Here is an 18,968-nt window from a genome sequence, read left to right as displayed (position 1 = left end):
CGCACGCGCGCCTTTTGCCGACCCAAAAGTACAAGCCCGCGTTCGTTTTTTCCCGCTTCTCTGCGCACCCAACGGGGGTTCCTCCCGTTACGTGGCGCCGAGGAGTGGAGCGAGACCTTAGGCTCGCGACCGACGCAGGGTACCCCGGAGGGGCGCAAACGCGGGGCTCCTTTTCTTTGGTTCGTTTCTTTTGGAGAAGCAAAAGAAATGAACCGGCCCGCCCGGTCGCGAAGGGCGTCAAACACCCGCGCCGCAGGCGCTAAGCGTTTCAGGTGTTGCAGTTGACGTTGAAGTTGCAGTTGACGTTGCAGTTGCAACCCCCATCGCAACCACAACCACCCCCTTCAATGAAAATCCCGACTACTACTCGGCAACTCCCCCAACCACTCCGTCAGATCCACCATCCGCTGCGCCAACAGATGCACCACCTCCCCCTCCCGCTGCACCACGCCATAGACCGCCATCAACCGCGCGCCGAGCAGTTCGCGGCGTTGCAGGTCCGCCAGATCGCGCCAGACGATCACGTTGACGTTGCCGGTTTCGTCCTCCAGCGTCACGAAGGTGACGCCGCTGGCGGTGCCGGGGCGCTGGCGGCCGACGACGATGCCGCAGGCGCGACCGGGCTGGCCGTTGCGGCGGGTGCGCAGTTCGGCGGCGGTGTGCATGCGCTGGCGGCGCAGCCGCTCGCGCAGCAGGCTGACCGGATGGGCGCGCAGGGTCAGCGCCATGCTGCGGTAGTCGGCGATCAGGTCCTGGCCCAGCGAGGGCGGGGTCAGCAGGTCCGGCGGGGCGTCGCTGTCGGTGTTGCCCAGGTCGTGCGTCGGATCGATGCCGGCCACGCGCCAGTGCGCGGCGCGGCGATGGCCGGCCAGTGAGGCCAGCGCGCCGGCTTCGGTCAGCGCGGCCAGCGCACGTTTGTCCAGCCGCGCCAGCCGCTGCAATTCGTCCACCGAGCGGTAGCCGGCTGCCGGGCGCGCTTCGGCCACGCGCTGGCCGATGGCGGCGCCCAGGCCGGTGATGCGATTGAAGCCCAGCCGCACCGCGGGCTGCGGCTGGCCGTTGTCCTCCAGCGTGCTGTCCCACTGGCTGGCCTGCACGTCCACCGGCCGCACTTCCAGCCGGTGGCGCCGGCCGTCCTGGATCAGTTGCGAGGCGCTGTAGAAACCCATCGGCAGCGAGTTGAGCAGGCCGCAGAGGAAGGCGGCCGGTTCGTGGCATTTCAGCCAGGCGCTGAAGTACACCAGGATGGCGAAGCTGGCGGCGTGCGATTCGGGGAAGCCGTAATCGGAAAAGCCTTCGATCTGGCGGACGATGCGGTCGATATAGTCGCTGTCGTAGCCGCGCTCGGTCATGCCGTCGCGCAGCTTCTGCTTGAAGCGGTCCAACTTGCCGCTCTGCCGCCACGACGCCATCGAGCGGCGCAACTGGTCGGCCTCACCGGGGGTGAAGCCGGCGGCGACTTCGGCCAGCTTCATCACCTGTTCCTGGAAGATGGGCACGCCCAGGGTGCGCTTCAGCACGCTTTCCACGGCGTCGCTGGGGTAGGCCACCGGCTCGATGCCGTCGCGCCGCCGCAGGTAGGGGTGCACCATGCCGCCCTGGATCGGGCCGGGGCGGACGATGGCGACTTCGATCACCAGGTCGTAGAACTTGCTGGGCTTCAGGCGCGGCAGCATGCTCATCTGGGCGCGCGATTCCACCTGGAACACGCCGACGGCGTCGGCGCGCGACAACATGCGGTACACCGCCGGGTCTTCGCGCGGGATGTCCGCCATGCCGAACGGCCGGTTGCGCAGCGCCGACACCAGTTGCAGCGAGCGGCGCAGCGCGGAAAGCATGCCCAGCGCCAGCACGTCCACCTTGAGCAGGCCCAGCGATTCCAGGTCGTCCTTGTCCCACTGGATCACCGTGCGGTCCTTCATCGCGGCGTTCTCGATCGGCACCAGCCGCGCCAGCGGGCCGCAGGCGATGACGAAGCCGCCGACGTGCTGCGACAGGTGGCGCGGAAAGCGCCGCAACTGCCGCACCAGGAGCAGCAATTGCTGCACGGCGCGGCTGTCCGGGTCCAGCCCGGCTTCGACCATGCGCTGGCCGAGCAGCGCCGGGTCGTCCCACCACGACAGGTTCTTGGCCAGCCGGTCGAGCTGGTCCTCGGCGAAGCCCAGCGCGCGGCCGACGTCGCGCAGGCTGCTCTTGGTGCGGTAGCTGATGACGGTGGCGGCCAGCGCGGCGCGATCGCGGCCGTACTTGGCATAGATGTACTGGATCACTTCCTCGCGGCGGTCGTGCTCGAAATCGACGTCGATGTCGGGCGGTTCGCCGCGCTCGACCGAGATGAAACGCTCGAACAGCAGGTTGCCGTCCTCGGGGCGCACCTCGGTGATGCCCAGCGCGTAGCACACCACCGAGTTGGCGGCCGAGCCGCGCCCCTGGCACAGGATTTTCTGGTCGCGGGCGAAGGTGACCACGTCGTGGACGGTGAGGAAAAACGCTTCGTAGCGCAGGTGCGCCACCAGCGCCAGTTCGTGCGCCACCTGGGCCTGCACCTGGGGCGGCACGCCCTGCGGATAGCGCCGCGCCAGGCCGGCCTGGGTCAGCGCGGCCAGGTGCTCGCTGGCGGTAAGGCCGGGCGGCACCAGTTCGGCCGGGTATTCGTAGGCCAGTTCGCTCATGACGAACTGGCAGCGCTCGGCGACGCGCAGGGTTTCGGCCAGCAGTTCGGGCGGATACACGCGCCCCAGCCGCGTGCGGTTGCGCAGGTGGCGCTCGCCGTTGGGGAACAGCGCCAGCCCGCACTGCGCCACCGGCCGGCCGAGGCGGATCGCGGTCAGCACGTCCTGCAACGGCCGCCGCTTGCGCACGTGCATGTGCACGTCGCCGGCAGCCACCAGCGGCAGGCCGGTGGCGTCGGCCAGCCAGCGCAGTTGCGCCAGCCGGCCCTGGTCGTCCGGGCCGTTGAGCAGTTCGACGGCGATCCACGCGCGCTCGGCGAAATGGTTGGCGAACCAGCGGCCGTCGTCGGCATCGGGCGCGTCGGACGGCAGCCATAGCGCCAGCAGGCGGCGGCTGAGCTGTTCCACGTCGTCGCGCGTCAGCAGGTAGTCGCCCTTGTCGGCGTTGCGCCGCCCCAGGCTGATCAGTTCGGACAGGTCGCCATACGCCTGGCGATCGGGTGCCAGCAGCACCAGCCGCAGGCCGTCGAGCAGGGTGAATTCGGCGCCGACCAGCAGCTTGAGGCCGCAAGCGAGCGCGGCGACGTGGGCGCGCACGATGCCGGCCAGCGAACATTCGTCGGTGACCGCCAGCGCCTGGTAGCCCAGCGCATGCGCGCGCTCGACCAGTTCCTGCGCGCTGGAGGCGCCGCGCTGGAACGAGAAGTTGGACAGGCAATGCAGTTCGGCGTAGGCCGGCGCCGGGGCGGCGGGCAGGCTGGCTTGTATCGGCGTCATGCGAAGCACCCGTGCAGCCACCAGTCGCCGTCGCGGCAATCCTGGTAGATCCAGTAGCGCGCGCCGGAGGCGCCCTGCGCCACGTAGTAGTCGCGGGCCACGTCGTCGTTGTCCCACCAGCCGGATTCGATGCGCTCGGCACGCCCCAGGCGGCGCAGCGTTTCGCCATGCCACGGCTCGCCGTCGCGCAGCGGCAGCGGCCTGGGCGCCGGCAACAGCCAGCCGGGGCGCGGGCCGACCGGCAGCGGCGCCGACGCGGTGCCGGGCGGCGCGTCGATGCTGGCGCGCTCCGGCCGGTGCTCGGGCACGGTGGCGACGCCGGTCACCGCGTCCGGCCCCAATCGCGCGCCCAGCCGCGCCAGCAACAGTTCGGGCAGCCCCTGACCACCCTGCGGACCGAACAGGGTGAGCGGCAGGCCGTCGAGCAGGTGCAGGGTATCGGCGACCAGGGTGACCGAGGTGGCGGGGGCCGCCAGTTGGGCGTGGACGATGCGCTCGCGCAGCACCGCCAGCCATTCGGCGGCGCGGCGCGTGGGCCGGCCGACGCCCACCCGCAGTCCGCTGGGCGGGCGATCCTCGTGGGTGAAGCGGAAATACAGCGATTGCACGCCCAGGCCGCGTCCGGACAGGAACGCCTCCAGCGCATCCAGCAGCCGCGCCGCCAGCTTGACGAACACCTCCAGCGTCTCCAGCGGCCAGTCGAGGTCGATGCAGCGCTCGAAGCGATCCGGCGGAACGAAGCCGTCGCGCGGGTCGGCGGCATGGCCCAGCGCCTGTTCCAGCGCCAGCGGCAACGCCGGCCCGACGCGACGCGCGAGGCCGCTACGCGGCAGCGCCAGCAACTGGCCGAGGGTGGCGATGCCGAGCTGGCGCAGGGTCTGCGCCGGGGCGGGGGCCAGCGCCAGCACCGCCAGCGGCAGACCGGACAGGGCCCGCGGCAGTTCGGCGGGCGCGGTGACCGTGACGTCGGCGCCGTGCCGCGCCAGCCATTGCGCGGCCAGCGGGGTGGGCGCCACGGCAGCGCTCAGCGCGTAGCCCTGGGCGACGACGCCCTGCTCCACCTGGGCGCGCAGCGGGGCCAGTCCGCCGAAGTAACGCAGGCAGCCGCCGATCTCCAGCAACAGCGTCTGCGGCGCGACGGCAACGGTGGGGGTGAAGCGCAGCGCCCAGCCGGCCAGTTGCGCCAGGGCGTCGGCCTCGGCCTGCGGCTTGCGACGGTGGATCACCAGTTCGTTGACCAGCGCCAGCGCGGCGGACAACTTCATGTCGGGCTTGAGGCCCAGCGAGGCGGCCAGCGGATCGACCAGTGCCAGCCGCTCGCCGCGCCCGTGGCTGGCGACCACGATGCGCGGGCGCTGCGGCATGCCGTCCGGCGCCGGGGTCGGCGGGAACACGTCCAGTGCCAGTTGGGGCAGGTGCAGGGCCAGCCAGAGCATGGTGGTGCCGTCCGCTCAGGCCACGCGGCGTTCGGCGAGCGGCGCGCCGAACAGGTCGGTGACGACGGCCGGCGGCGGCTCGCCGAGGCTGGCCACGGGGGCGGTGCGCGCCAGGTACAGCGGTTCGTTCAACGGCGGGCCGCGCCGTTTGAGGATGCGCACCCGCCAGCCGTCGCCGTGCGCCGCCACCGCCAGCCGCAGCGGGAACGGCGACGCGGCCTGCTCCGCCGTGCCGTGGCGTAGCAGCACGCCCAACCCGCCGCCGCGCCGCGCCGCCAGTTGCAGCCGGCGCGCATGGCGGTCGTCCAGTTGCGGCCCGACCCAGCCCAGCGCCGCGCCGCAACCCGGCTCGGCCAGGGCCTGTTCCAATGCCCACAGCGCATCGACGGCGCTGGCGGCACGCACCCACACCAGCCGCTCCAGCGCGATGCCGGCCTGGAGCCAGGCGGGCGCATACGGCGCCCACGGCGGAGCGACCAGCAGGATGGGCCGGCCCTCCTCCGCCACCCGGCGCAGCGCCGGGAACAGCAACGCCAGCTCGCCCTGGCCGGGACGGTGCAGCACTTCGTTCACCTGGCCCAGCCCCCAGCCGCCGCCCGGCAGCTGGACATCCAGCGCGGGGTGGCCGCTGGGCCGCGCCGCCGCCGGCGCGCAGCGGTCGCCCCGCCACACGGCGCCCTGGCGCATGGCCTGCTGCAAGCTGGAGGGGTCGGGAAAGGGTGGGGACATGAGACCGTCGCCAAGGGAAACGGTCTTATTTTATAGAACGAATGTTCTACATCCAAGGGAGTGGCCCGCCGTGGCGACGGCCGGCATGGGCAACAAAAAACGCGCTCAGTCGGCGCGTTCCTCGTCGGCCAGCCAGCTGGGCACCGGATCGGGCACGATGGGGCGCGGCGGCTGGTCGGGGATGTATTGGGCAAGCTCGGCGGCCGAGACTGGCTTGGCGTAGTAGTAACCCTGGATGCAGTTGACCTGGCGGTCGACCAGGTACAGCACCTGTTCCTTGTTCTCGACCTTTTCGGCGATGGTCTTCATGCCCAGTTTCTGCGCCAGCTGGATGATGGTGTCGAGCAGGCCCTCGGCGGTGGGGCTGGCGCCGATGCCGTTGACGAACACGCCGTCGATCTTCAGGTAGTCGAAGCTGAAGCGGTTGAGGTAGCCCATCGAGCTGTAGCCGGTGCCGAAGTCGTCCAGCGCGATCAGGATGCCCTGCTGGTGCAACCAGTCGAAGAAGCCCTGGATGCGCTCGGTGTCGGCGTGCTCGACGAACTGGCGCTCGGTCACTTCCAGCAGCAGCCGCAGGCCGTTGCCTTGCAGGAAGCGGGAAAACTGTTCCAGCGCCGCGATCATCTCGGGCTTGTCAAACATGCTGGGCGGCACGTTCAACGCCACGTTGCTGCCCGGCGGCAGGCGGAAGCTGTGTTCCAGGTCGTGGCGCACCTGCTGGATCAGGCTGAGCGTGAGCGCGTCGATCAGGTTCATGCGCTCGGCGTAGGGGATGAACACGTCGGGCGAGATGTAGCCCTCGCCGCGGTTGTACCAGCGCGCCAGGATTTCCACGCCTTCCAGCACCGCGCCTTCGGCGTGGTACACCGGCTGGTAGAACGGCACGATGTCCCGGTTGACGATCGCCAGCCGCAACATCCGCTCGAACGAGCGTCCGCGCACGTAGTAGAAGTTCACCGCCAGCGCCAGCAACAGGCCGATGGCGATGGCGATCAGGTTCCAGGTGACCACGCTGTCGGTCAGGTACATCATCCGCAGCTTGTCGGAGGCTTCGACGAACACTTCCAGATCGCCCGGCCCGCGCTTGGCCACCCACTGGTTGACGAACTTCGGCGGCGAATCCTTCATGCCGCCCTCGTCGTAGACGTACTGGTGACCCAGGCGCAGCACCACGCTGCGGTAGCGGTCCTTGCCGGGCAAGGTGGTCATGTCGCGGAAGAACTGCTCGTGCATCACGGCGATGACGCCGTCGTGGTCGTCGCGCATGTGCACGTAGGCGATGCCGGGCGCCTCCAGCCCGAACCAGTGGCTGCGCATCAGCAGCACGCTGCCGGTCTGCAGGCGCAGTCCGGGCGCGAACAGATCGACCGGGATGTTGACGGCGCCACCGACCGAGGAGCAACTGATCTTGCCGTCGCGCACCAGGTTGAGCGATCGCACGTAGGGGCTGCTCAATGCCTTCAGTTGCAGCAGTTGCACCGTGCCGAGGAAGCAGCCGCGCTGGCTGTAGCGGGCATTGGCCACCTCGGTGGCCGTCTGTCCGGCCGAGCCCAGCGCGTTGCTGGCCTGGTCTTCGACGCTCTGCGCGATGCTGTTCAGTTCCTTGCGCACCGCCAGCGACGACCAGGCATACATGCCGTAGTTGGCCACCAGCAGCGGCACCGCCAGCGCCAGGATGATCAGCACCTTGCGCCGGGCGGCGTAGCCGCGCTGCGACGACGATGCCGGACGAGGCATCGCGGCCTCGTCCGGCATGTCGGCACGCAGCGTGGCGCGCCGGAACATTTCAGGCATGCTCGCCATAGAGCAGACCCTGCCTGCGTGCCTGGTCGATCGCCTGGACGCGGTTGCGCACCAGCAGCTTCGAGTAGATCGACGCCAGGTGCCACTTCACGGTGTTGGGGGCGATGTCCATGTCCTTGGCGATGCGTTTGTTGCAGACGCCGGCCGCCAGCGCGCGCAGGATTTCCAGCTCGCGCGGGGTCAGCGAGGCGCTGCCCATCGGGCGCTGCGACACCGGCTGCGTGGCCAGCTGGCCCAGCAGGGTGTCGAAATGCGCCTGCTGCGACGGCGTCAGCGACAGGCCCTTCTGCTGGTTAAGCATGCCCAGCAATGCCAGCGCGTGGGGGCCTTCGTCGAAGAAGGAACGCATCACGCCGGTATCGCCGGCCAACCGCACCGCCTCGCCCATCGCTTCGCACGCCGCCGGCTCGTTGCCGGCCAGACGCAGCCCGACCGCGTACAGGATCAGCAGCTTGTTGTGCCGCCAGCGGCGGCCGCTGCGCTCGGCGTGCTCCAGCAGCGCCTGGAGCAAGGCCAGGCCGCGCAGCAGCCAGTCGCCACCGGCATGCAGCATCAGCCGCGCATGCGCCAGACCCGCGCCCTCGGCGTCCTCGATCGACGAGATGCTGCTCAGCAGGTCCAGGTCGAACGGCGTCTGCAACAGCATGTCGGCATACGCCTGGATCTTGCTCTGGTTGCCGGCGGTGATCGCCAGCCGCGCCAGTTCGAAGTCGATCAGGCGCTGGCCTTCCGCCGTCTGCGCCAGCGGGTGGTAGTTGGCCAGGTCGTCCAGCAGTTGCACGGCGAGGCCGGCGTTGTTGCGCATCGCGGCGATGCGTGCCTCGACGATGGTCAGCTTGAGCACCGACTGGAACGACGGCGCCTTGCGTACCAGTTCGCCGTAGCGGTTGAGAAAACCATCCACCTCGGTCATCCGCCCCAGTTCGTAGGTGACCTGCATGCGGAAGCCGGCCGAGAACAGGTGCAGCACGCCCGGCGCGACATAGGTGTCGCCGTGCGCGGTCATGCGATCGACCGAATCGATATGCGCCAGCGCCTCGATCAGGCGCCCCTGGGTGGCAGCCACGGCGGCCTCGATGTAGAAGGCGTTGCCGAGGCCCACCATGTTGCCGGCGGCGCGGTGGATGCGCTTGGCCTCCATCACGCGCTGCTCGGCCTGCACGAAGTCGCTGCGCGACAGCGCGGCCAGCGCCAGCAGAGAAGCCTCGCGGCCACGGACGATGGGATCGTTGTGGTCGAGCAGCGAATGCGATTCTTCGGCGACCTGGCTGATCTGGGCGAAGTCCGGCAGGCCGAACTGCTGCACCAGCAGTTCCAGCGAGCGCACGCTGTCGCCAAAGGCCTGGTCCTCGGGATGATGACGGGCGACCAGCGCCAGGTAACGCAGCCAGAAGCGCGCCGGACGGCTTTCGCCGGCATACGCCAGGGCGGTGGCATAGAGGATGCACAGCGAGCGGTGTTGCTTGAGGATGCTCCGCGGCACCGCACGGCACCAATCGACCAGGGTATTGAATTGCGCGCGCACCAGCATCGACTGGGCAATGGCGTCCAGCACGGCGATGGCCTCGTCATGGGCCTGGGCGTGCAGCAGGTAGCCGATGGCTTCGTGCGGACGATCCTGTTCCAGGAACCAGCGGCCGGCACGCAGGGCCAGGTTGCTGGTCTCGCCTTCGGGGCGTGCGGCGCCGATGCGGCGCAGCTGCTCGGCGAACAACGGGTGATAGCTGTACCAGCCGTCGCCGCGCGATTGCAGCGGCAGGCCCTGGGCCAGCAGTTCGTCGATCATGGCGTCGCTGTTGCTGCGCTGGAGCAGGTGATCGCACAGCCCGGCGGTAAAGGTGCACAGCATGGCGGTATCGAGCAGGAAGTCGCGCAGATTGCGGTTCTGCACCTCGAACAGCTCGTCCACCAGGTATTCGGTCAGTTCCTGCGGCAGCAAGGTGCTGCGCAGCGGGTCGAAGCCGGCGCGCGACTGGTTGAACGCCAGCGCGATCAACTGTTGCGCGGCCGGCCAGCCTTCGGTGCGGTCGTAGACGGCGCCCAGCAGTTCGCTCGAATACTCCTGCTTGCAGACCATCCTGAAATAGGCGTCGGCCTCCTGCCGCGTGAAGCGCAGGGCGTCGGTATCCAGCTCGGCCAGCACCTGCGAGACGCGGTAGCGCGCCAGGCCGGAACTGCCCAGCACGCGGGTGCCCAGCACCAGCCGCACATGCGAGGGCAGGATGTCGGCCAGCAGCGCGATGGGGTTGAAGGCCGCGCCCTTGCTCAGCAGGCGCTCGAAATCGTCCATGAACAAGGTGCAGGGCGGCGCCTCGAACAGCAGCTTCTCGCCGCCGCCATCCAGCCCGAACAGGGCGGCCCGCAATAGCAGCAGCAGGCGCGGCAGATCGCAGTCGGCGGAATCGATCGATACCCAGGCCACTTGCTCTCCCGCTTCGGAGAGCTGGTTGTAGAACATGCGCATGCTGAAGGTCTTGCCGTACCCGGCCGGTGCATGCAGCACCGTGATGCGATGCGCCCGCATCGCCGCCAACCTGGTCAGCAGTTCGGGGCGTTGCAATACCTGCCCGACCAGGTCGGGGGGAACCAGCTTTTGTGCAACAGCCCGGTATGCCACGTGTTCGTTCATTTTATCCATGCTTGTCTACTCGACTTTTGGTGCCCAATCACACCGGACAGCGCGCCCCCCAACGCCCTGCCGGCTCTTCCCATGCCGTGCCGATCCCGCGCACGGCCCTTCTCGTCACCCGGCCGGCCGATGGATAAGCCGGTCGCGTGCGTTGTCCTGGTTTTATCGCCGTGGAACGGCGGTCCCCATCCGGCCCACTCCGGCGCATTGCACGCACCTGGTGAGGCCTGTTTCAAACGATGCCTTCTTGACGGCATCTTTCTTTTACTGACAGAAAATGGCGAATTCCGCTCTTCCCCAAAACAGTGCGCAATCACATACTTTTTTCAAAAGCAGACCGCGCTTTCCTCATCAAACCCATGCTTTTGTGTTGCCACTAGCCGCACCAACCCATCCCATCCAGCGCGTATTGAGGAAATCCCTTACGTTGTCCCGTCCAAAGAGTGGGCGGTGCCCCCTCCGTGGAAATCCAGCCGGAAAAAATCCAGGTGAACGACGGATAAATTCATTAAAAAACATGAGACTAAAATCGCACCACCTTGAGTAAGCGGAACATCAGCGGTTTCTCAATTTTGAATCAAAGGTGATGGGAAAAAAGGCACCTCCGATAAACGAGCACGTAAAATTTGATTTTTATCAAGAAATCCAAGCAATCCCAGGCGGTGCAACCCGAATTAACGATTGACTTTCAATAATTTTTGTTTTTCAAAAAATTCATTTTTAAAATGAAAGAATTCATCACTGACGTGAAAACCCATGGTTTTCATATGGCTGGTTCTTCCAGTGTGCACCCGAAAGGAATTCCAGCCAGTTTCCTTTCAATAAACGACTTACTCGATTTGTCATCAGCCAGATAACGCCATCTCCTGCCTTGCCGCCTCAAGTGCGCGTCATGACACGAGAAAGTCGCCTGTTATCAGCATTGGCCCCATCCTTTTCACTAAACATTTCAAGGAGGATATGGTTGGGTCCACCCTCGCCCCGCCGACGGGGCGAGCAGCGCCCGGCCCGCAACCGAGAAACCGCCGCCCTTGTTGCAAAACCCCGACAATGGCCCTACTACCGGATTGGGGGAAACCCCTCACTCCGGGGCACGGCGAGTGCCAACCAATGGGTATGGGAACGCAGGTGAACGGTGAAAGGTAGGGGATCGGCGGCGGATCACGCACGGCCTGGGGAGGGGGCCCTCCTCGGCAAAAAGGTGCCGAAAACGCCGTGGTGGCCTGTGCATGGCGTCGTATTAATACCACTCGCGGGGCAGCGGATGGCCTGCCGCGCCCCGCGACACGCCGACTCAGGCCGGCACGGCGTTGCGCGGGTGCACCAGCATCGCCAGCGCGCCATCCAGCAGGCGCAATCCTTCCTCGATCTCCGCCTCGGTGCTGTTCAGCGCGGGCATCACCCGCACGCAATGCGGGCGCGGCGCGTTGAGCAACAGGCCGTGTTCGCGCGCCAGCTCCACCAGTTCGACGGCGCCGCCGTCCGGCATGGCCAGCGCCAGCAACAGGCCCAGCCCGCGCACTTCGCCCAGGCCATGTCGCGTCGACAGCGCCTCCAGCCCTTCGCGCAATTGCCGGCTGCGTTGGCGCACCTGGGCCAGGAAGGCCGGCTGCGCCAGTACGTCGAGCACCGCGCTGCCGACGGCGCAGGCCAGCGGCGCGCCAGAGAAGGTGCCGCCCTGGTCGCCGGGCTCGAAGCAGCAATGGCGCCGCCGCGCCAGCAGCGCCGATAGCGGCACGCCGCCGCCCAGGCCCTTGCCCAGCGTCATCACGTCCGGCATCACCCCGTAGTGCTGCCAGGCGAACAGCGTGCCGCTGCGCCCGCAGCCGGTCTGCACTTCGTCGAAGATCAGCATCAGGTCGTGGCGATCGCACAGCGCACGCAGGCCGTGCAGGAATTCGTCGCTCGCCGGAATCACCCCACCCTCGCCCTGTACCGGCTCCAGCATCACCGCCACCGTGCCCGGTCCGATCAGTGCCGCCACGCTGTCCAGGTCGTTGAAGCGCGCCTTGGGAAAACCGGGCACCTGCGGCGGGTAGTAGGTATCCCAGCCGGGCTTGCCGGTGGCGGACATGGTGGCCAGGGTGCGACCGTGGTAGCCGTTGTCGAAGGTGATGATCTCGTAGGCGCCGCCCTTGTGCAGCCGCCCCCACTTGCGCGCCAGCTTGATCGCGCCTTCGTTGGCCTCGGCGCCGGAATTGATGAAGAACGCCTGGTCCATGCCGCTGAGCGACACCAGCTTTTCCGCCAGCGCCAGCAATGGCGGGTGGTAGAAGCCGGGGCTGGCATTGAGCAGCGTCGTGGCCTGTCGCGCCAGCGCCGCCGTCACCACCTCGGGCGAATGGCCCAGGGCGTTCACCGCCCAGCCCTGGACCCAGTCCAGGTAGGCCAGCCCGGCCTGGTCGTAGAGGTAGGCACCCTGGCCGCGCACGAAGACGGGGTCGGGGCGGACAACGGTGTTCATCAGGCACTGCTTGCGCTGCATCGGGGACATGGGGTGGTTCCTCGGGGTGCGGTGGAAAAACAAAAAGGGCCACGGTGGTTTCCGTGGCCCTTTTCGGGGAAAAGCGGGGAGGGGGTGCTATGCGTCGGACGCGGCCCCCGGTTCCCGGCCCGTCCACGACGCGCCACGACCGGCCCAGGCTCGGGCTCGTGCGGCGGCTGCTCGTTGTTGCGACAGGGGGAGGTGGCGGGTGCTCATGGCGTCGATCCTGCTGGATGCGGTGCGGCGTTGTCAATCGGCCGGGCAAGGCCGGCATGTTGCGAACGGTACGGCGCGGCCGGCGGGCGCGGCCGACTCATCCGGCGGCGATCGCGCGCTCGGGCGGCATCGCCGAGCCCGCCCGGGCGGCGTCGGCGAACAGCTCGAAGGCGGCGCAGGCGCCCGCCTCCAGTGCGGGCCACGCCAGCATCGGCGCGGCGGCTTCCAGCCGCGCGAGGAAGGCCGGCCACAGCATCCCGCCCGCACCGTGGCCCAGGTAGGCGAGCGCTCCGGCCAGCGCCGGCTGGGTCGCCACCTGCCGCGCCAGCACCGCGCCGCCCAGCCGCGAGCCTTCCAGCGTATACAGCGCGCCCCAGCAGGCGGCCTCGTCGGCCAACGGCAACGGCTGGATGCGCGCCTCGTCCGGCACGGCCGCGCCCAGCCAGGCCAGATCGCGCGCCAGCGCCGGCCGGCGACGACGTTCCGGCCAGTCGGGCAGCAGCCGGGCCACGCCGGCCGCTTCCAGCCCGCATTCCAGCGGCCAGAGCGCGCGGGCATGCGCGACGAGGAAGGCGCGGTAATCGTCGGGCCGGCTCAGGTCGAAACGACCGAACGCCGCGTCCACCCGGGCATGGTGCCCGGCGGTGGCGCTGCGCAGGCGCTGGCGCAGCGATTCGCTCATCGCGCGCCCTGCTGGAAGGCGCGTTCGATCTTTACCACCAGATCGGCCTTGGTGAACGGTTTCTGGATCACGTCGATATCCTCCAGCTCAGCGCGGCGCAGGTCGGCGTAGCCGCTGATGAACAACACCGGCAGCGCCGGCCAGCGCTCGCGCACCCGGCGGGCCAGTTCGCCGCCGTTCATGCCGGGCATGGCGAAGTCGGCCAGCAGCAGATCCGGATGCACGGCCTGCGACAGCAGTTCCAGCGCCACCACGCCGCTGCCGGCCTCGATCACGCGATAGCCCAGCTCCTGCAATTGCGCGGCGGTCACTTCGCGCACCGCGTTGTCGTCGTCCACCAGCATCACCGTGCGCCGCGACACCACTTCCGGCACGCTGACCGGCTCGGGCGGCGGCGCCACGGCGCCGCTGGCGCGCGGCAGGTAGACCTGCACCGTGGTGCCCTGGCCCGGCTCGCTGCCGATGCGCACGCCGCCGCCCGACTGCTTGGCGAAGCCGAACACCTGCGCCAGCCCCAGGCCCGAGCCCTTGCCCGGCTCCTTGGTGGTGAAGAACGGCTCGAACGCCTTGGCCAGCACGTCGGGCGGCATGCCGCTGCCGGAGTCGCGCACCGTCAGCACCACGTATTGCCCCGGCTCGGGTTCCTCGGGCCGGCTGGGCGCCTGCCACAGCGACTGGTTGGACGTGGTCAGCCACAACTGGCCGCCGCCCTCCATCGCGTCGCGGGCGTTGATCGCCAGGTTGAGCACGATCAGTTCCACCTGCGTCGGATCGACCAGCGCCAGCCAGGGGTCCTCGGCCAGCTGTGTCTCCACGGCGATGCTGCCGCCCAGCGTGCTGCGCAGCAGGTCGAGCATGCCGGTGATGGTGGCGTTCAGGTCCAGCACCTGCGGCGCCAGGCGCTGGCGGCGCGAGAACGACAGCAGCTGCGCGGTCAACTTGGCGCCGCGCTCGCCGGCTTCGCGGATGCGGGCGACGTACTGTCGCAGCTTGTCGGGCTCGACGCCCTTGCCCACACTGCGCGCCAGGAAGGCGGCGTTGCTCAGGATCACCGTCAGCAGGTTGTTGAAATCGTGCGCGACGCCGGCGGTCAACTGGCCGACGGCCTCCAGCCGCTGCATCTGCTGCAGGGTGGCCTCGACCCGCTCGCGCTCTTCGATCTCCTCCAGCAGCGCACGGTTGGCGTGCGCCAGTTCGTAGAGCGCGGTCTTTTCCAGCGTGATGTCGCGTCCAGAACCATAAAAGCGCTCGCCCTCGGGCACGGCGGTCCAGGCGATCCAGTGGTAGGCGCCGTCGCGGTCGCGGCAGCGGTGCTCGAAACGCGATTCGATCCTGCCGGCGGCCAGCCGCCGCGCCATCGCCTCGGTGGCGGCGCGGTCTTCCGGGTGCACGATGTCGAGCAGCGGGCGGCCGAGCAACTGGGCCTCGTCCCAGCCCAGGCAATCGCTCCAGGCCGGGTTGACCGCGAACGCGACGGTATCGTATCCCGCCACCACCAGCAGGTCGCGCGAAAGCTGCCAGGTGCGGTCGCGCTCGCGGGTGCGTTCCTCCACCCGCCGCTCCAGCTCCTGGTTCATGTCGCGGATCGCCTGTTCCGCCTGCTTGCGCTCGGTGATGTCCTGCAATACGCCGATGAAACGGGTGCAGGCGCCACGCTCGAAGAACGTCTGGCCGCGCGTCACCACCCAGCGCTCGTCGCCCTGCGCCGTGACGATGCGGAACTCGGCCTGGTGGCCGCCCTGCTGCTGCGCCTGGCTGATCGCTTCGGTGATGAAGCCATCCATCCGCTGGCGGTCGTCGGGGTGGACGTGGTGACGGAAGGTTTCCAGCCCCACCTCGGTGTCGGGCGGCAGGCCGAACATGGCCTTGCAGCGTCGATCCCAGGTGAGCGACGCGGTGAGCGGCTCGTAGTCCCACATGCCCAGTTCGGCGGCCTCGACCGCCAGCCGGGTGTTGATCTTGCTGGTGAGCAGGGCGTCGGCCATGCGCCGTCGCTCGGCGCGCTCGCCGGTGATCAGCAGCGCGCGCTCCACCGCCTTGGGCAGCAGCTTGAGCGATTGCTTGAGCACGTAGTCGGTGGCGCCGCTGCGCATCATGTCCACCGCCTGTTCCTCGCCGGACAGCCCGGACACGAAGATAAACGGCGTTTCGGGCGCCAGTTCACGGGCGATGCGCAATGCCTTTTCGCCGGAGAAGCCCGGCAGCAGGAAGTCGGACAGGATCAGGCTGAACGGCCGGCGCGCCAGCGCGGCGCGCAGGTCGACCTCGCAATCGACCAGCATCGGGTCGAGCGCGTAGCCGGCGCGCTCCAGCGTCGCCAGCAGCAGTTCGGCGTCGCGGGCGTCGTCCTCGATCAACAACAGCGAAATCGGTTCGAGATCGGGCGCGGTCAATTGGCGTTGTCGTCCTTGTCCGGGCTCCTGCGCCGCGTGCCCAGGCGGGCGGAGCCGGGCGGCGGTTCGTTCAGCACTGCCCAGAACATGCCCAGTTCGGAGATCGCGGCGACGAAGTCGCGGAACTCCACCGGCTTGACCACGTAGGCGTTCACGCCCAGCGCGTAGGCGCGGGCCAGGTCGGGCTCTTCGCGCGACGAGGTGAGCATCACCGTCGGCACCTGTTGCAGCGACGGCGTGTCGCGCACGATCTGCAGCACTTCGAGCCCGTCCACCTTGGGCAGCTTGAGGTCGAGCAGGATCACCGCCGGGTTGCCGTCCGGCCGCGCGGCATGGCGGCCACGGCGGAACAGGTAGTCCAGCGCCTCGGCGCCGTCGCGCACGACGACCACGTCGTTGGCGAGCTGGCTGCGCTCCAGCGCCACCAGCGTCAGTTCCAGATCGTTCGGGTTGTCCTCTACCAGGAGGATGGGCTTAAGCATCGGTTTCTCCGCCAGCGCCGCACGACTCGGGGGCGCGCCTGGGCAGTGCAAAATAGAAAGTGGCGCCGTGATCGGGCTCGCCTTCGGCCCAGACCCGGCCGTCGTGGCGCTCGACGATGCGTCGCACGCTGGCGAGGCCGATGCCGGTGCCTTCGAAGTCCTCCATGCGATGCAGCCGCTGGAACACCCCGAACAGCTTGCCGACGTATTCCATGTCGAAGCCGACGCCGTTGTCGCGCACGTAGACCACCGTTTCGTCAGGACGCGCCTCGCCACCGATCTCGATGCGCGCGTGCTCGCGCCCGCCGGTGTACTTGATGGCATTCGCCACCAGGTTGCGCAGCGCCAGGTGGATGAACGCGGCGTCGCCGGTCACGTGCGGCAGCGGATGCACCGTCCAGGCGATGTCGCGTCCCTCGTAGTCGGGCACCATCTCGCGCCGCACCGATTCGACGATGGCGTTGAGATCGACCCGGCCCCGATGCAGCGCCGAGCGCCCCATCTGGGAGAAGCTGAGCAGGTTGTCCACCAGGGTGCCGGCAAAGCGGACCGAGTGGGCGATATGCGCGAGGTACCGCTGCCCGCGTTCGGACAGCGCCTTGCCATCGTAGTTTTCCAGCAGCTCGGCGTAGCCGGCGATATGGCGCAGCGGCGCGCGCAGGTCGTGCGACACGCTGTAGGAGAACGCTTCCAGCTCTTTGTTGGCCTTCTGCAGTTCGCCGGCCAGCGACGCCATCTCCTCGGCCTTGCGCAGCACGATGCCGAGCACGGCGTTGCGCAGCTCCAGCGCGCCGTCCAGCTCGACTTCGTCCCACGGCAGGCTGTGGCCGCGCACCGTCTCGCGCCAGGCGGCGAAGCTGGCGCGCGGCGACAGGCGGCCATCGGCGTCGGCCGTCTTGGCCGGCTGTCCCGCCCAGTCGATGGTGCGCACCTGCTCGTCGCGGAACCAGATCAGGTAGTGGGCGTGCAGTTCGGAGATCGGCACCGCCAGCACGCCGCCGCACTCGCGCGCCAGCTCGGGCAACTCCGGCACGTCGCGACCGATGTTGTCGCTCTGGAACGCGTCGCGTCCGCCGCGCTCGCCCAGCCAGCGGGCCAGCGCCATCACCAGCGGCTGCGGCGGGGCGCGGCCGATCAGTTCGCAATGCCCGCCGGCCACCGCCGCGCCGCCGCTGGCGCGGCCGAAGGCCAGGAAGGCGTCGGACACGGCCAGCAGCCCGGCGGAGACACTGTCGCGATCGGCCATCGCCGACAGCATCTGCACGATCAGCCGGCGCAGCTCCAGCCGGCGGCCGGCGTCGGCGTGCGCCTCCTTGGCCTCGATCTGCAACGACACGATGCGCCCCAGCAGTTCGCAGGCGGTGCGCACGTGGAACGGCACCGCGTGCGGCTGCGCATGGTGGCACGAGATCAGCCCCCACAGCCGGCCCTCGACCACCAGCGAGATCGACATCGACGCCAGCGTGCCCATGTTGCGCATGTATTGCAGATGCACCGGCGACACGCTGCGCAGCATCGAGAAGCCCAGGTCGAGCGGCTGGCCGCTGTCCGGGTCGTGCGGCGGGCACAGCGGCGACGGGGTGTAGTCGGCGTCCTGGATCACCCGCAGCCGGTTCGAAAGGTAAAGCTGGCGCGCCTGCGGTGGAATGTCGCTGGCCGGGAAGTGCTGCCCCAGGTAGCTGGGATACCCGTCGAGGCGGGCTTCGGCCAGCACCTGGCCGTGGCCGTCGCGGTCGAAACGATAGACCAGCGCGCGGCCGAAGCCGGTCAGCCGACGCACTTCCTCGGCCGCCAGCCGGCACAGCCGATCCGTGTCGCCGGCGTGTTGCAGGCGGGCGACAAAGGCGCCCACCAGCGGGTGCATGGCGCTGAATACCGGCGTGCCATCGCCAGGCGCGGGTTCGAATTCGGCGATCAGCCGTCCGGCGTGGCGATGGGCAACCAGCTCGAAACGCGCGCTGCCGCCATCGGCGCACCGCAGCATCACCTCTCCCAGGTAGCAGGGATGGTCGTCCTCGTTCACCAGCGCCAGCAGCGCGGTGGCCAGTGCTTCGCCGGGCGGCAGCAGATCGGTCAGGGCGCGGCCCGGCAACTGTTCGGGGTCGTGCCCCAGCCAGTCGGCCACCGAGGCGCTGACATGGCGGATGCGCAGCGACGGCTCGTCCAGCGCCAGCAGAAAGCCGTGCGGCTGGATGCTGCCGGGCACGCGGATCGGCTCCTGCGCGCAACGTTCGATGGCGGTGGCCAGCGCGTCCTGGGGGGCATCGGCCATGAAAGCTCCTTTGGAGAGGGTACTGCGCCACGGGAATCGGCGCGGGTGCCCGCACGGGCCGCGACGTGGGTCGCGGCCGGGCGCACGCGAGTGTGCCATATCGGCCGCGCACGCAGGCTGGATGGCGGGCGTCGGCCAACATACTTCAGCGGTCAGGCCATCCCGCTGGAATTTTTCACGGTGCGGCGGCGGAACCGGGGAGCCCCGCCCCCGCGCCCCGGGGGTGGGGCCGGCGAAGTCATGGTCGCGGCAAACCGCACGCCGCGCCGGCCAGCGCAACGCGATCCGCCCTGAAAACGCGGGGGAGCGCGCCTCGCCTGCTTTTCGGAGTCATCCGATAGGGACACGACCGGGGCCGGCGCATGCTTGCGCCATGCCCTGACGCAGGGCGA

General features: G+C 69.0%; 10 protein-coding genes. All 10 read right to left on the bottom strand.

Annotated features, from left to right (window positions below; translation table 11 throughout):
* Window positions 1-344: 344 nt before the first annotated feature.
* The 10 genes from C556_RS0105625 to C556_RS0105580 all read right to left on the bottom strand — a co-directional run bounded on the left by C556_RS0105625 (window position 345) and on the right by C556_RS0105580 (window position 18,576).
* Entirely contained in the window at window positions 345-3,449 is a 3,105-nt protein-coding gene (locus tag C556_RS0105625; RefSeq protein ID WP_018747258.1) for an error-prone DNA polymerase, read from the bottom strand.
* Window positions 3,446-4,885, bottom strand: coding sequence for a Y-family DNA polymerase (locus C556_RS23585; RefSeq protein WP_018747257.1), 1,440 nt, complete (start codon window positions 4,883-4,885; stop codon window positions 3,446-3,448). Before C556_RS23585 ends, C556_RS0105625 begins: the two co-directional genes overlap by 4 nt.
* A gap of 15 nt (window positions 4,886-4,900) precedes the next feature.
* A complete protein-coding gene (imuA, locus tag C556_RS19480; protein ID WP_211214675.1) occupies window positions 4,901-5,614 on the bottom strand; it encodes a translesion DNA synthesis-associated protein ImuA in 714 nt (237 codons plus the stop codon).
* Between the two features lie 105 nt (window positions 5,615-5,719).
* Window positions 5,720-7,408 (bottom strand): EAL domain-containing protein, encoded by a 1,689-nt coding sequence (locus C556_RS21495; RefSeq protein ID WP_169338596.1) that lies wholly within the window; start codon window positions 7,406-7,408, stop codon window positions 5,720-5,722.
* Complete coding sequence (locus C556_RS0105605; RefSeq protein ID WP_085951144.1) at window positions 7,401-10,055, bottom strand: winged helix-turn-helix domain-containing protein; 2,655 nt, start codon at window positions 10,053-10,055, stop codon at window positions 7,401-7,403. The genes C556_RS21495 and C556_RS0105605 overlap by 8 nt, the downstream gene beginning before the upstream one ends.
* A gap of 1,285 nt (window positions 10,056-11,340) precedes the next feature.
* Entirely contained in the window at window positions 11,341-12,540 is a 1,200-nt protein-coding gene (locus tag C556_RS0105600) for an acetylornithine transaminase (RefSeq protein WP_018747253.1), read from the bottom strand.
* Between the two features lie 304 nt (window positions 12,541-12,844).
* Window positions 12,845-13,429 carry a biliverdin-producing heme oxygenase gene (locus tag C556_RS19470; protein ID WP_018747252.1) on the bottom strand — a complete coding sequence of 195 codons (585 nt, stop codon included), beginning with the start codon at window positions 13,427-13,429 and terminating at the stop codon, window positions 12,845-12,847.
* Complete coding sequence (locus C556_RS0105590; RefSeq protein WP_018747251.1) at window positions 13,426-15,822, bottom strand: PAS domain-containing hybrid sensor histidine kinase/response regulator; 2,397 nt, start codon at window positions 15,820-15,822, stop codon at window positions 13,426-13,428. The genes C556_RS19470 and C556_RS0105590 overlap by 4 nt, the downstream gene beginning before the upstream one ends.
* The gene (locus C556_RS0105585; RefSeq protein ID WP_018747250.1) at window positions 15,819-16,304 is read right to left on the bottom strand and encodes a response regulator; all 486 of its coding nucleotides are present in this window, start codon (window positions 16,302-16,304) and stop codon (window positions 15,819-15,821) included. Before C556_RS0105585 ends, C556_RS0105590 begins: the two co-directional genes overlap by 4 nt.
* Window positions 16,297-18,576 carry an ATP-binding protein gene (locus C556_RS0105580; RefSeq protein WP_018747249.1) on the bottom strand — a complete coding sequence of 760 codons (2,280 nt, stop codon included), beginning with the start codon at window positions 18,574-18,576 and terminating at the stop codon, window positions 16,297-16,299. The genes C556_RS0105585 and C556_RS0105580 overlap by 8 nt, the downstream gene beginning before the upstream one ends.
* Window positions 18,577-18,968 lie beyond the last annotated feature (392 nt).

It is taken from the genome of Chitiniphilus shinanonensis DSM 23277, assembly GCF_000374805.1.
GTDB classification, from domain to species: Bacteria; Pseudomonadota; Gammaproteobacteria; order Burkholderiales; family Chitinibacteraceae; genus Chitiniphilus; species Chitiniphilus shinanonensis.
This window is presented reverse-complemented; position numbering and strand designations above follow the sequence as displayed.